General features: G+C 70.2%; 12 protein-coding genes. 2 read left to right on the forward strand and 10 right to left on the reverse strand.

The annotated features are described in order from the left end of the window. Positions 1–21 precede the first annotated feature (21 nt). From ACFV9G_RS08455 to xylA, 6 genes are all read right to left on the reverse strand, one after another. A complete protein-coding gene (locus tag ACFV9G_RS08455; protein WP_378726701.1) occupies positions 22–576 on the reverse strand; it encodes an alternate-type signal peptide domain-containing protein in 555 nt (184 codons plus the stop codon). Positions 577–814: 238 nt separating this feature from the next. Next, the gene (gene pdxS / locus ACFV9G_RS08460; protein ID WP_378726703.1) at positions 815–1,711 is read right to left on the reverse strand and encodes a pyridoxal 5'-phosphate synthase lyase subunit PdxS; all 897 of its coding nucleotides are present in this window, start codon (positions 1,709–1,711) and stop codon (positions 815–817) included. 78 nt (positions 1,712–1,789) lie between these two features. Further along, on the reverse strand, positions 1,790–2,563 hold the full coding sequence (locus tag ACFV9G_RS08465; protein WP_378726705.1) for an inositol monophosphatase family protein: 774 nt from the start codon (positions 2,561–2,563) through the stop codon (positions 1,790–1,792). Next, a complete protein-coding gene (gene pgsA / locus ACFV9G_RS08470) occupies positions 2,560–3,180 on the reverse strand; it encodes a phosphatidylinositol phosphate synthase (RefSeq protein ID WP_378726707.1) in 621 nt (206 codons plus the stop codon). Before pgsA ends, ACFV9G_RS08465 begins: the two co-directional genes overlap by 4 nt. Before the next feature lie 325 nt (positions 3,181–3,505). Continuing rightward, on the reverse strand, positions 3,506–4,912 hold the full coding sequence (gene xylB / locus ACFV9G_RS08475; RefSeq protein WP_378726709.1) for a xylulokinase: 1,407 nt from the start codon (positions 4,910–4,912) through the stop codon (positions 3,506–3,508). Between the two features lie 2 nt (positions 4,913–4,914). Next, positions 4,915–6,069: a xylose isomerase gene (gene xylA / locus ACFV9G_RS08480; RefSeq protein WP_378726712.1), complete on the reverse strand. Its 1,155-nt coding sequence runs from the start codon at positions 6,067–6,069 to the stop codon at positions 4,915–4,917. A gap of 132 nt (positions 6,070–6,201) precedes the next feature. On the opposite strand from xylA, the gene ACFV9G_RS08485 reads away from it, so the two are divergent. Next, the gene (locus ACFV9G_RS08485; RefSeq protein ID WP_378726714.1) at positions 6,202–7,404 is read left to right on the forward strand and encodes an ROK family protein; all 1,203 of its coding nucleotides are present in this window, start codon (positions 6,202–6,204) and stop codon (positions 7,402–7,404) included. Positions 7,405–7,462: 58 nt separating this feature from the next. On the opposite strand, the gene ACFV9G_RS08490 is transcribed toward ACFV9G_RS08485, so the two are convergent. Genes ACFV9G_RS08490 through ACFV9G_RS08505 form a run of 4 tightly spaced genes read right to left on the reverse strand, consistent with a single transcriptional unit; the run spans position 7,463 to position 13,040 of the window. Next, positions 7,463–9,856 carry a glycoside hydrolase family 3 N-terminal domain-containing protein gene (locus tag ACFV9G_RS08490; protein ID WP_378726716.1) on the reverse strand — a complete coding sequence of 798 codons (2,394 nt, stop codon included), beginning with the start codon at positions 9,854–9,856 and terminating at the stop codon, positions 7,463–7,465. A 14-nt stretch (positions 9,857–9,870) separates the two neighbouring features. Further along, the gene (locus ACFV9G_RS08495) at positions 9,871–10,722 is read right to left on the reverse strand and encodes a carbohydrate ABC transporter permease (protein WP_378726718.1); all 852 of its coding nucleotides are present in this window, start codon (positions 10,720–10,722) and stop codon (positions 9,871–9,873) included. After that, positions 10,719–11,729, reverse strand: coding sequence for a carbohydrate ABC transporter permease (locus tag ACFV9G_RS08500; protein ID WP_378726720.1), 1,011 nt, complete (start codon positions 11,727–11,729; stop codon positions 10,719–10,721). The genes ACFV9G_RS08495 and ACFV9G_RS08500 overlap by 4 nt, the downstream gene beginning before the upstream one ends. Before the next feature lie 21 nt (positions 11,730–11,750). Continuing rightward, positions 11,751–13,040, reverse strand: a complete 1,290-nt coding sequence (locus ACFV9G_RS08505; protein ID WP_378726722.1) for an ABC transporter substrate-binding protein — start codon at positions 13,038–13,040, stop codon at positions 11,751–11,753. A gap of 162 nt (positions 13,041–13,202) precedes the next feature. On the opposite strand from ACFV9G_RS08505, the gene ACFV9G_RS08510 reads away from it, so the two are divergent. Continuing rightward, the gene (locus ACFV9G_RS08510; protein ID WP_378726724.1) at positions 13,203–14,237 is read left to right on the forward strand and encodes a LacI family DNA-binding transcriptional regulator; all 1,035 of its coding nucleotides are present in this window, start codon (positions 13,203–13,205) and stop codon (positions 14,235–14,237) included. Positions 14,238–14,271 lie beyond the last annotated feature (34 nt).

Genomic DNA, 14,271 nt, shown 5'->3' on the forward strand with positions numbered 1-14,271 from the left:
CACAGGAGCTGGACACAGGGATCAGGGGTTCGGGTTCTGGCCCGAGCTCTGGTCCTGAGTCAGGGTGATCGTGATCGCGTCCAGGGTCGCGGTGACGTCCTGGGTGTCGTTGGCGTTGATCGTGGTCGCGTTGCCGTAGGGGAAGACCACCTCCACGTCGGCGACCAGCGTGGTCGGACCGTCGATCGCGAACGAGTCGCCATCACCCACCGGGTCGCCGCCGAGCTGGTAGTCCGCGGTCGCGGTGAGCTGCATCGTCGTGGTGGTCTTGTCGGTGGTGTAGGTGACCTCACCCGGGGCCGACACGGTGGCGGTGAGGTGGTCACCGGAGCCGGTCACCTCGAACGAGCAGGACTTGGTGATCGAGTCTCCCGGGACGATGGTCGTGACCGCCGAGCCGTCGGGGTAGGTCCAGGCCGCCTCGCAGGTGCCGTCGCTCAGCGCCATGTTCCCCGTCGTGATCGTGCCGCCGGAGGCGGTGCCGTCATCGGTCCAGTAGGCCAGCGATCCGGCGCCCCCGAGAAGCAGGACCGCGGCGCTCGCGGCGGCCACTGCACCCTTCGTCGACTTCTTCATGTTTCTGTCCCCATCTCCACAGGGACGCGGTGCCCCCGTCATGTATGGGACCAAGGTCCCCCATAACGCAACGTTTTACGCGGAAACGGGACAATCGTTATGTTTTGAGGCTATTTGATGCATTCCTACGTTGGTTGTTCCCGTTTTCGAATCGTCCATGCACCGCACAACGCCGACGCGGCCACGCAGCCCCCGCTCGGGGGCCACGCAGCCGCGTCGGTTCGACGTGGGTCGGGTTCTACCAGCCACGCTCCGCGAACTGAATCGAGCGGGCCGGCTCGTCGACGTTGATGCCGACCATTGCCTCGCCGAGACCGCGGGAGACCTTGGCGACGACGTCGGGGTCGTCGTGGAAGGTGGTCGCCTTCACGATCGCCTCGGCGCGCTGGGCCGGGTTGCCGGACTTGAAGATGCCGGAGCCGACGAAGACGCCCTCGGCGCCGAGCTGCATCATCATCGCCGCGTCGGCCGGGGTCGCGATGCCACCGGCGGTGAACAGTACGACCGGGAGCTTGCCGTTGCTAGCGACCTCCTTGACCAGCTCGTAGGGGGCCTGGAGCTCCTTGGCCGCCACGTAGAGCTCGTCGTCGGCGAGCGCGCCGAGGCGGCGGATCTCGCGGCGGATCGTCCGCATGTGGGTGACCGCGTTGGACACGTCACCGGTGCCGGCCTCGCCCTTGGAGCGGATCATCGCCGCGCCCTCGGTGATGCGGCGCAGCGCCTCACCGAGGTTGGTCGCGCCGCACACGAACGGCACGGTGAAGGACCACTTGTCGATGTGGTTCTCGTAGTCGGCCGGGGTCAGCACCTCGGACTCGTCGATGTAGTCGACACCCAGGGACTGCAGCACCTGGGCCTCGGCGAAGTGACCGATCCGGGCCTTGGCCATGACGGGGATGGAGACGGCCTCGATGATGCCGTCGATCATGTCGGGGTCGGACATGCGGCTCACGCCGCCCTGGGCGCGGATGTCGGCCGGGACGCGCTCGAGCGCCATCACCGCCACCGCCCCGGCATCCTCGGCGATCTTCGCCTGCTCGGCGGTGACCACGTCCATGATCACGCCGCCCTTGAGCATCTCAGCCATCCCGCGCTTGACCCGCGAGGTTCCCGTCTCATTCGTGCTTGTAGCCATGTGGCGATCGTAAGTCGGGACCCGTCGTACGCCATCCTCGGAAAGCCCTGCTCAGGCCACTGTTCCCGAAGTGGACTGCTAGGAGGCCAGTGCTTCTACTGCTTCGGCCACGGCGGTGGGAGCGCCGGCCAGGGACCAGAGGACCCCGCCTGCCTCGACCTGGGCGGTGGTGCCGCCGGCGCCCAGGACCAGCGCGGCTCCGGGGAGGCGGTCCCAGTCGGGGACGGAGTGCTGGCAGAAGAGGTGGAGCCTGCCCTGGGCGATCGCGGTGAGGTCCATCGACCCGGAGCCGAGGATCCGGATGGAGGCGGCCTGGCTGGCGACCCGGACGTACGCCTCGCCGACCGGGTGCCTCAGCCTCGAGGGGTGGAGGTAGGTGGTCAGGCAGGCGTGGGCGAGCGGAGTGTCCGGCATCGCGTCGAGCCGGACGCCGTTGCGGGTGGTGGGCAGCTCGGGACCACCGATGTAGACGGCATCCTCGGCCGGTGAGTAGACGGCGCCCAGGACGATGCCGGTGCTGTCGGTCAGGGCCAGGGCGGAGCACCACCAGTCGAGGCCGCGTACGAAGTTGTAGGTGCCGTCGACGGGGTCGATGGTCCATACGCGGCCGGTGGACGACTCGCGGGCGGAGCCCTCCTCGCCGAGGATGCCGTCGCCCGGGTGTTCGGCGGTGAGGCGCTCCACGATCGCCGTCTCGGCTGCCTTGTCGGCGGCGGTGACCAGGTCGGAGACCGAGGTCTTGGTCTCGATCGAGTCGCCGATGCCCTCGCTGCGCATCTTCGCGGCGAGCGAGCCGGCGCCGCGGACGAGCTCGGTGGCCAGGCGTACGTCGTGTTCGCTCGGCACGGTCATGCCGACGCCTCCTCGGCGATGGCCTGCTTGCGGACGGTCCAGACGCGCTGCGCGACGGTGACGGTCGAGGCAACGGCGAGGATCCACAGCGCGATGTAGATCAGCAGGTCGAGGTCGAAGATGCCGGCGAAGCCGGTCAGCACCAGGACCAGGACGAGCCGGTCGGCTCGCTCGGCGATGCCGACGTTGGCGGTGAAGCCCAGCGACTCCGCGCGGGCGCGGGCGTAGGAGGTGACCGCGCCCATCACCACGCACCACAGGGTCAGCGCGAGATAGAGGTCGGAGTCGCCCGGGCCGGCGAAGTAGAGCGCCAGGCCACCGAAGACCGCGCCGTCGCCGATCCGGTCGAGGGTGGAGTCCCAGAACGCGCCGAACTTGCTCGTGCGCCCGACGGCGCGTGCCATCGCCCCGTCGATGAGGTCGCTGAAGACGAAGCAGGTGATGAAGATCGTGCCGGCCAGCAGCTCGCCGCGCGGGTAGAACGCCAGCGCCCCGACCGCTACTCCGATGGTGCCGACGAGCGTCACGACGTCGGGGCTGATCTTCAGCGCCACGAACAACCGGACGATGGGCGCGAGGACGACTCCCTGAACGAAGCCTTTGATGTGATCCAACATGGCGCGGCCACGCTATCGGATACCGCCGAGGCGTCACTCCCGCGCGCCGAAACGTCACCCACATTCTGCCGAGGCGTCACCCCCGTCGGGCGAGGCGTCACGTCCGTCGGGCGAGGCGTCACGTACGTCGGGCGAGGCGTCACGTACGTCGGGCGAGGCGTCACTCCCGTCGGCCGAGAGGTCGGGGATGACATCTCGGCCGACGTAACTGCCGTCTCGGCCGACCTAACTGCCGTCTCGGCCGACCTAACTGCCGCCTCGGCCGACCTAACTGCCGCCTCGGCCGACCTGGCTGACGCCTCGGCCGACCTGGCTGACGCCTCGGCTAGGTTCCTTCGGTCAGGTCGCGGACCTCGGCATAGCGGGTACGGACGGCGGGATCGGGGTCGGCGTCGTACGTCACCGAACCGGCGAGCTCCCACGACGGGGGCTCCACGCCGCCGGTGAGGACCCATGCGGCCTGGCGGGCGGCACCGTCGGCGACGTACTCCCCCGGCTCGGGCACGACGACCGGACGACCGAAGACGACGGGCGCGATCCGGCGGACCGCCTCTGACCTCGCGCCGCCGCCGACGAGCAGCACGCGGCGTACCTCGGCGCCCTGCTCCACCAATGCGTCGATGGCGTCGGCGAGGCCGCACAGCAGACCCTCGACCGCAGCGCGGGCCAGGTGGGCCGGCGTGGCGGTGGCGAGGGTGAGGCCGTGGAGTGCGCCCTTCGCGTCGGGGCGGTTGGGGGTGCGCTCGCCTTCCAGGTAGGGCACGAGGACCAGGCCGTCGGAGCCCGAGGGCGCTGACAGCGCGAGGTCGGAGAGCTCCTCGAGCGAGACGCCCAGCAGCGAGGCCGTCGAGGAGAGCACGCGCGCCGCGTTGAGGGTGCAGACCAGCGGCAGGAAGCGGCCGGTCGCGTCGGCGAAGCCCGCCACCGTGCCCGTCGTCTCCGCCGTCGGTGCCTCCGCCACCGCGCAGGCCACGCCCGAGGTGCCGATCGAGACCACCACGTCACCGGGCACAGCGCCCAGACCGAGGGCCGAGGCGGCGTTGTCTCCCGCACCGGCGCCGAGCAGCGCACCGGTGGAGAGAGCCGAGGACGTACGCCCCGCCGACTCCGCCGGACCGAGCACCCGCGGAAGGGCGAGGTCACCTCGGCCGAAGGCTCGCTCGAGCAGGTCGCGCCGGTAGTCCCCGGACGGCGTCGCCCAGTAGCCCGTGCCCGACGCGTCGGACCGGTCGGTCGTGAGCGTGTCCAGGCCGGCGGCCCCGGAGAGCTTCCAGGTCAGCCAGTCGTGCGGCAGGCAGACGCCGGCCACCTTCGCGGCCAGCTCGGGCTCGTTCTCGGCCAGCCAGCGCAGCTTGGTGATGGTGAACGAGGCCACCAGCACCGAACCCGTCTGGGCCGCCCACCGCTCCGCCCCGAGCTCGGCGTTGAGGGCATCGGCCGCGGGCGCGGAGCGGGTGTCGTTCCACAGCAGCGCGGGACGTACGACCTCACCTGCGGCGTCGAGCGTGACCATGCCGTGCTGCTGGCCGCCGACGGCGATGGCCTCGACGTCGTCGAGACCACCTGCCGCCGCGACCGCCTCACCGAGCGCGGTCCACCAGTGATCGGGGTGGACCTCGGTGCCGTCGGGGTGCTTGGCGCTCCCGGAACGTACGAGCTCACCCGTCGACGCGTCGCGGATGACGACCTTGCAGGACTGGGTCGAGGAGTCGACCCCGGCTACGAGCCTCATCTTCAGCGGAGACCGAGGAGGTGGTCCATCGCGAGCTGGTCGAGGTGCTCGAAGCCGAAGCCGTGGTCGAGCTTGTCGATGTCGTAGGACGCGTTGCGCAGGTCGTCGAGGGTCTCGCCCGCGGCCAGCGTCGGCTGGGCGAGCTCGTCGAGCTGGGACGCGGCGAGCGCGGCCTGGACCTCGGGGTCGGCGCGGAACGCCGCGGCGCGCTCCTTGAGTACGAGGTAGTTCTTCATGCAGCCGGCGGCCGAGGCCCACACGCCGGCCTCGTCCTCGGTGCGCGGCGGCTTGAAGTCGAAGTGGCGCGGGCCGTCGTAGCCCTTGCTCTCGAGCAGGTCGACGACGTTGAACGCACCGCGCAGGTTGCCGGCGCCGAAGCGCAGGTCCTGGTCGAAGCGCGGGCCGTGCTGGCCGTTGAGGTCGATGTGGAAGAGCTTGCCGTGCCACAGCGCCTGCGCGATGCCCGCAGCGAAGTTGACGCCGGCCATCTCCTCGTGACCGACCTCCGGGTTGAGACCGACCAGCTCGGGCCGCTCGAGGGAGTTGATGAAGGCGATGGCGTGGCCGATGGTCGGCAGCAGGATGTCACCACGGGGCTCGTTCGGCTTCGGCTCGATGGCGAAGCGGATGTCGTAGCCCTTCTCGGTCACGTAGTCGCCCAGCAGGTTGACCGCCTCGCGGTAGCGGTCGAGCGCGTGCGCGATGTCCTTCGCGGCGTGCGACTCGGCGCCTTCGCGGCCACCCCACATGACGTACGTCGTCGCCCCGAGCTCGGCGGCCAGGTCGATGTTCTTGGCGGTCTTGGCGATCGCGAAGCGACGGATGTCGCGGTCGTTGGAGGTGAAGCCGCCGTCCTTGAAGACGGAGTGGCTGAACAGGTTGGTGGTCGCCATCGGGACCTTCAGGCCGGTCTGCTCGAGAGCACCCTTGAGCTTGTCGATCTGTGCCTGGCGCTCGGCCTCGGTCGCGTCGAATTCGAAGACGTCGTTGTCGTGGAAGGTGATGCCGTAGGCGCCGATCTCGGCGAGCTTCTCCACCGAGTGCGCGATGTCCATCTGCGGGCGGGTCGGGCCGCCGAACACGTCGACGCCCTGCCAGCCGACGGTCCACAGGCCGAAGGTGAACTTGTCTTCCGGGGTGGGGGTGTACTCCGTCATTGCAGGTTCCTTACTTAGTTCACGACTTGGACTATCTCGCATCATCCAACGCGACGCACGTCACATTGTCAACCAGATGCCACATGAGGATGCCTCCTTGACCTCAAGTTCATGACTTGGTCTAATCCCTGCATGAACCCTCGCTCAGAGCCTGCGCAACATGCCGGGATGCGGGCGAGCAACCTCTCGCTCGTGCTCGGTGAGGTCGCTCGCACCGGCCCCGCCTCCCGCGCCCGGGTCGCCGCCCACACCGGCCTGACCAAGTCATCGGTCTCCGGTCTGGTGACCGACCTGATCCACGCCGGCCTGCTGGAGGAGAGCGCCCCGGCGGCGGTCGAGCGTGGCCGCCCGGCCACGGCACTCACCCTCGCCCCAGACGGTGCGGCCGGGCTCGGCCTAGAGATCAACGTCGACTACCTGGCCGCCGTCGTGACTGACCTGTCCGGTGCGCCGCGCTACCACCATGTCGTACGCAGCGACAACCGCGGCCGCGAGGTCGCCGAGGTGGTCGCCGACGTCCTGGAGATCGCCCGCACGGCCGCCCGCAGCGCGGCCTCCCAGGGTCTCCCCCTGGCCGCGGCCTGTGTGGCGGTGCCCGGCCTGACCGTCGACGGCACCGTCGTACGCACTCCCAACCTGGGCTGGACCCAGGTCGAGCTCGCCGCCGCGATCCGGGAGGGCACCGGGCTCGAGGTCGAGCTCGAGAACGAGGCCAACCTCGCCGCGCTCGGCGAGATGTGGTTCGGCGGCCACGAGCAGGACGGCAGCCCTCCGCGCGACTTCGTGCACGTCTCGGGCGAGATCGGCATCGGCGGCGGCATCGTGATCGACGGCCAGGTCTTCCGCGGGGCGCACGCCGGCGCCGGCGAGCTCGGCCACGTCGTGGTCGCTCCCGACGGTCCGCGGTGCGCCTGCGGCGGCCACGGCTGCCTGGAGCGGATGGCGGGACAGCAGGAGATCCTCGCCCGGGCGGGTGTGGAGACCATGGCCGACCTCACCAGGGCCTGCGAGGCGGGCGACCAGGCCGCGCTCGACGCCGTCGCCGACGCGGGCCGTTACCTCGGGATCGCGCTCGCCTCGGTCCTCACCCTCCTCGACCCGGCCGCTGTCGTGCTCGGGGGCGCGTTCGCCACGCTCGCGCCGTGGCTCTCCGCGGCGACCTCGGCCTCGATCAGCCACCACACCGGCGCCACCGAGCCGCCGCCGCTGCTGGTCTCCGGACTCGGCAGCGACGCGGCCGTGCGCGGCGCGGCCGGAACGGTCGTACGCCGCGTCATCGGTGACCCCGCGGCCTACCTGGCCCAGCACACAGCCCGCCGAGTCGGCTCGTCATGACGAGCCGACTCGACGGGAATCTCGGTCAGAACGAGCCGACTCGACGGGACTTCGCGGCCTAGCGTGAGACGGTCGCCGTCGTGATCCGAGGGTCGGCGGTGCTGACACGGTGGACCTCGCCGATGATCGTGACCAACGCCTTGTCGCTGCCCGACTCACCGGCGGCCGAGGCGGCGTCGACGCCGGAGAGCTCGGCGATACCCTCGGCGACCGCGGTGGCGACCTTCTCCCCGGCCGAGGCGGCCACCCAGACCTCGACATCGCCGGGCTCGACGATGCGGGTGAGACTGCGGTCGGTGAAGGCCAGCCGCGTCGTGGGCACCTCGAAGCGGACCGTCGCCGACTCGCCGGGACCCAACGCGACCCGCTGGTAGCCGAGCAGCTGCGAGACCGGCCTCACGACCGAAGCCAGCAGGTCGCGGCCGTAGAGCTGAACCACGTCCACACCCGCGACATCACCGAGGTTGGTGACGGTCACCTCGACTCCGAAGGTGCCACCGGCCGCGACGGAGCGCTCCGCCGAGAGCCCGCTGTAGCCGAAGGTGGTGTAGGAGAGACCGAAGCCGAACGGGCGCGCCGGCGTCGGGTCGGTGCTGGTGACCTCGGAGGGACCACCCAGCAGCGGCTGCAGGTAGCTGTAGGGCTGGGTCCCCGAGACCCGCGGCAGCGAGACCGGGAGCCGACCCGAGGGGTTGACCGCGCCGGAGATGACACGCGCGAGGGCCGGTCCGCCCTCCTCGCCGGGGAAGAACACCTGCAGCACCGCGGCCGGACGGGTCGCGTCGTCGAGCGCCCAGCCCAGTGCGTACGGCCTGCCGGTGACGACCACGAGCACGACCGGCGTCCCCGTCGCGACGACCGCGGAGACCAGCTCGCGCTGGACCCCGGGAAGGTCGAGCGACTCGGAGTCGTTGCCCTCCCCGACCGTGCCACGGCCGAAGAGCCCGGCCTGGTCACCGACGACGACCACGGCCACGTCCGCGCGCCGAGCCGCCGAGACCGCGGCCGGGAAGCCCGATCGGTCCGTGCCCTCGACCTCGCACCCGGCCACGACCTCGTACGAGGAGGCGCCGAGCTCGGCCCGGATCGCCTCGGCGACCGTCGGCAGCTCGATGCCCAGCGGCTGGTCGGGATAGCTCGCCATCACGTGGTTGACGAAGGAGTAGCACCCCATCAGCGCCTCGGGGCGGTCGGCGTTCGGGCCGATGACCGCCACCTTGGCGGGGGCCTCGCGCAGCGGGAGGATCCCGTCGTTGCTGAGCAGCACCACCGACTCCTCGGCCAGCCGGCGTGCCAGCGCGCGGTGGGCCGGGGAGTCCAGGTCGATCGACTCCGGCGCCCCCTCCTCCAGTCCGGCCAGGAAGGACTCGTCCAGCAGTCCGAGCGACTCCTTCTGCGCCAGTGCCCGCAACACCGCCCGGTCGACGAGCGACTCGGAGACCTCACCGGAGCGGATCAGCGCCGCGAGCGGCTCGAGGTAGGCATCGCCGCTCGGAAGCTCGATGTCGACACCGGCCTCGAGGGCGACCGCGGCGGCCCGTCCCCGGTCCGCGGCGATCGCGTGCATCACCGCCAGGAACGCGACACCGAAGTAGTCGGCCACCACGACCCCGTCGAAGCCCCAGGTCTCGCGCAGCAGCGTGGTGAGGTGCTCGACCGAGGAGTGCTGCGGCACCCCGTCGATGTCGTTGTAGGCCGCCATCACCGACTTCGCCCCGCCGTCCAGCACCGCCATCTCGAAGGGCGGCAGATAGATGTCGGCGATCTCGCGCGGACCCGCGGAGACGGGCGCATGGTTGCGGCCGGCGCGCGAGCCCGAGTAGGCGACGAAGTGCTTCAGTGTGGCGTGCACGCCGGCGGACTGAAGCCCCCGAACGTACGCAGTGGCGACCGTCCCGACGAGATAGGGGTCCTCGCCGATGGCCTCCTCGCAGCGGCCCCAGCGCGCGTCGCGGATCACGTCGAGCACCGGGGCGAGCCCCTGGTGCACGCCGAGCGCGCGCATGTCGGCGCCGATCGTCCGGGCCATCTCCTCGACGCCCTCGGGGTCGAAGGACGCACCCCAGGCCAGCGGCGTGGGGAAGGTTGCCGCCTGCCAGGTCGCCAGTCCGGTGAGGCACTCCTCGTGGACCAGAGCCGGGATCCCGAGCCGGGTCTGCGAGGCCAAGCGTCTCTGCTCGGCCCACAACCACGCGGCGCGCTCTGCGGGATCGACGGGCCGGGTGCCGTACACCCGGCTGTAGTGGCCGAGCCCGTGGGCGGTGATCTCGGGCAGTCGCCGGCCGTCGCCCGCGTCCATCTCGTCGGCCATCGGCGCGACGACGTCGCCGCCGCGGTCGAGCCAGTAGCCCACGATCTGGGCGAGCTTCTCCTCCAGGGTCATCCGTGCGTGCAGGTCGCGCACGCGCTCGGAGACCGGCGGCCAGGCGGGAAGGGGGGTGGAGTGAGCCACAGGTAGGTTCCGTTCTAGCCCTTGACCGCGCCCTGCAGGCCGCTGACGAGCCGGCGCTGGAAGGCGAGGAAGAGCACGAGGGCGGGGATCATCGCGAGCGTGGTGAACGCGAGGACACCGGCGGTGTCGGCGGAGTGCTCGGTCGAGAAGTCGGCGACGCCGAGCGGGAGGGTGCGCATCTTGTCCTGGAGCAGCAGCAGCGGCAGCAGGTAGGCGTTCCAGGAGGTCACGAACGCCAGCACACCGACAGTGATCATGCCCGGCACCGAGAGCGGCATCAGGACCCGCCAGAAGATGCCGATCCGGCTGGCGCCGTCCATCAGCGCCGCCTCCTCCAGCTCCTTGGGCAGCGCCATCAGGAACGGCCGCAGGATGACCACCGTCATCGGCAGCGCGAACGCCGCCTGCGGCAGGGCCACGCCCCACCAGGTGTTCGCCATCTGCAGGTTGCGGGTGATGATGATGAACAGCGGGATGATCGCCACGGCCGCCGGGAAGAGCAGGCCGAGCACGAAGACCATGAACAGCGCCTCGCGCCCCCGGAACTGGTAGCGAGCCAAGGGGTACGCCGCCATCAGCCCGAACACGACGGTCACCACCGTGGTGATGATCGCGATCATCGTCGAGTTGAGTGCGTACTGCCAGAACGACGGGTTGGACAGCACTCCGGCGTAGTTGCTCCACACCCACGGGTCGGGCAGCCCGGCCGGCTTGTCGGCGAGCTGGGCGTTGGTGCGGAAGCCGCCCAGCGCGCCGTAGAGGACCGGGCCGATGGTGATCGCGACGACGATCAGCGCGATCAGGTAGACCCACAGGTTGCCGCCGCCGCTGCGGCGGCGCGGGGTGAGATCGGCCATGAGGCTCATGCCGTGTCCTCCTTGGTGTCGCGGCGCAGGATCAGGACCTGGTAGGCCAGCGCCATCGCGAAGGCGATCACGAACAGGATCACCGAGGCAGCGCCCGCGATGCCGTAGTTGTGGCGCTTGGTGCCCTCGTCGATGAGGTACGTCGCCATGGTGTTCGTCGCGTTCGCGGGACCGCCCTGGGTGAGCACCCAGATCATGTCGAAGCACTGGATCGAGCCGATCATCGACAAGAAGGCCCAGGTACGCATGGTGGGGCCGAGCAGAGGGATCGTGATCCGCCACTGCGTCTGCCACCAGGAGGCGCCGTCGAGCTGGGCGGCCTCGTAGAGCTCCTCGGAGATGCCCTGCATACCGGCCAGGAAGAGCAGCACGGCCAGCCCGAGGTACTTCCAGGTCAGTACCAGGAGCACGATCCACAGGGCGTATTCCGGGGTGCCGAGCCAGCCCTGATCGGGCGGGGTCAGCCCGACCTTCGCGGTCAGCGCGTCGATGAAGCCGTACTGTGGCTGCAACAGCTGCAGCCAGATCACCGCGGCGATGACCTCGGCCAGGACGTACGGCACGAAGATGATCGTGCGCAGCAGGCCTTGGCCCCGCATCCTGCGGTTGAGCAGGAGCGCGATGGCCACACCCAGCGGGAGCTGGAGCAGGATCGAGCCCACCACGATGACCATGTTGTGGCCGACCGCGCTGCGGAAGACCTCGTCGCCGAGGACCTCGGCGTAGTTCTCCAGGCCGACGAAGTCGGTCAGGTCTCCGAAGCCCTTCCAGTCGTAGACCGAGAAGCGCACCGCGGTGACGATGGGCCAGGCGACGAAGAGCGCGATGAGCGCGAGTGCGGGGGTTACGAAGACCAGGATCTCCAGGCGCTTGCGCCAGTCGTCACCACGCCGGATCGGATCGGCAGAGCCGGTACCCCTGGTACCGCCGGGGGCCCGGCGTACAGGATCTGCACGCCGGGCATCCGATGTGGCGTGCCCTGGCGCCGCCGAAGCGGGCTCGGTCACGTCGTGTGTCACAGGTTCGGCTCACTTTTCCTTGTCAGCGGCGGCCTGGGTGGCCGTGACGATGTCGGCACCCGAGCCCTTGCCCGCGAACACGTTGACGATGGCGTCGTTCATCGCGCCGCCGACGGACTGGCCGAAGGCGGTGTCGAAGTAGAGCTGGACGTACGGCGCGCTGTCACGCACCTTGATCAGGTCGGCCAGCGCCGGGTCGGTCAGCGAGCCGACCGCGTCGGGGTTGGTCGGCAGACCCATGCCGTTCTCCGCAAAGCCCTTCTGGACGTCGGTGGAGAGCAGGTACTTCACGAAGTCGACCGAGGCGTCCGGAGCGCCCTCGGAGACGGCCCAGGCATCGCCGCCGCCCATCTGCGCGCCCGGGTCGCCCTGGCCGCCGGTGATGGTCGGGAAGGAGAACCAGCCGGTCTTCTCCCCCAGCCCCTGCTTGTCCTCGGTGATGCCCTGCATCACGCCCGGCTCCCAGTGGCCGGCGAGCTCCATGGCGACCTTGCCGGTCGCGAGGAGGCCGGAGGCCGAGGTCGGACCCTCCTGGGCGCCGGTGGAGAGGAAGCCCTTGTTGAACGGCTCCGTCGCGACGAGGTCGGCGACGTCGTCGCCGGCCTTGGTGAAGCAGGGGTCGGAGAAGTCGAGGCTCTTGACCGCATCGGTGAGCACGTCCTGCGAGCACTCCCGGACCGCGGTCCAGTAGTAGTAGTGCGCGGCCGGCCAGGCGTCCTTGGCACCGACCGAGACCGGCTGGATCTTCGCGGCCTTGAGCTTCTCGACGGCGGCGTCGAACTCCTCCATCGTCGTCGGCGCGGCGGTGATGCCGGCTTCGGCGAAGAGGTCCTTGTTGTACCAGAACCCGACGACGCCGATGGAGAACGGCAGAGCGTACGTCTTGTCGTCGACCTGCCAGCCGGCCACGGAGCCGCCGATCATCTCGATCTCGTCGGCCGCGTCCTCGGAGAGGTCCTTGGTCAGGCCCGCCTCGACATGGTCGGCGAGCTCGCCGCCGCCACGCTCCATGTAGACGTCCGGGACCTGCTCGGGATCACCGCTCTGGAACGCGGCGTCGAGCTTGGTGAGCATGTCCTCGTGGGCGAAGGCCTGCACCTTGACGTCGACGCCGGGGTTGGCCTTCTCGAAGTCCTTCGCGACCTGCTCGTAGTACCCCTTGCCGGGGTCGTTGTTGGAGTTATGCCACCAGATGATGGTGTTGTCGTCGCCACCGGAGTCGCCCGAGCCGCCACAACCGGTGGCGGCAATCATCAATCCGGCGCACAGCGCGGCGAGCGCTTGTGTCTTCCTCGACATCTTGGGACCTCTTCGTCACAGCTCTGGATGTGTGGGTTATGTGACTGCCGCCACATTGTCGGGGTCGAGCATGGCGCGTGCCGGGCGGTCGTGTCAATCGTTGTCGATAACGTTTTCGTAGATGGTTATCGGACATACCCCGAGTGGGCTACTGTCAGGGTCATGAGCACGCTCGACCAGCCCCGCCCCCGCCGGGTGACGATCACCGATGTGGCCAGGGAGGCCGGGGTCTCGGTGGCCACGGTCTCGAAGGTGATCAACGAGCGCTACGGGGTCAGCGAAGCGACGAGCGAGAAGGTCCTCGCGGTGATCGACGAGCTCGGCTACCAGTCGTCACTGATCGCCTCGAGCCTGCGCCGCAAGTCCACCGGAGTCATCGGCGTGCTCGTGGCCGAGTTCGAGCCCTACTCCGCCGAGCTCCTCAAGGGGATCTCGGCGGCTCTGGACGGCACCGGCTATGAGCTGTTGGCCCACGCCGGGCGCACCGGCGCCCACAACCACACCGGCTGGGAGCGCCGCTCGCTCTCCCGCCTCGGTCACACCCTGATCGACGGCGCGATCGTGGTCACGCCATCGATGATCATCACCGACGAGACCACCATCCCGGTCGTCGCGATCGACCCCCACACCGGACCGGACGGCCCGATGACCGTCGACGCCGACAACATCACCGGCGCCCGGCTCGCCGTCGACCATCTGGTCGGGCTCGGCCACCGGCGCATCGGGTTCCTCGGCGGGCGCCCCGACCTCCGCTCCGCCGGCCTGCGCGAGCAGGGCTACCGCGAGGCGCTCCACGCCGCCGGCCTGAGCGTCTCCCCCGACCTGATCCGGGTGGGCGGCTACCACCCCGAGCTAGCCGAGGCACCGGCCCGTGAGCTGCTCTCGCTCCCGGCCGGCGAGCGGCCCACCGCCATCTTCGCCGCCAACGACATCTCCGCGATCAAGGTCATCGAGGTCGCCGGCTCGCTCGGCCTGCGCGTGCCCGAGGACCTCTCGGTGATCGGCTTCGACAACGTACCCGAGGCTCGCGACGCCACTCCCCCGCTCACCACCGTCGCGCAGCCGCTCCATGAGATGGGCCGGGCCGCGCTCGGGCTCCTGCTCGAGCTGCTGGAGGGCAAGCAGACCGAGCGTCACCTGCGGCTGCCGGCCGAGCTGGTCGTACGCAGCAGCACGGCCCCGCCCGCGAAACCGTAGTTCTGGCGGGCCGAGAATGCAGTTGTGGCGGACC

It is taken from the genome of Nocardioides sp. NPDC059952, from assembly GCF_042730435.1.
In the GTDB taxonomy this organism is placed as follows: Bacteria; Actinomycetota; Actinomycetes; order Propionibacteriales; family Nocardioidaceae; genus Nocardioides.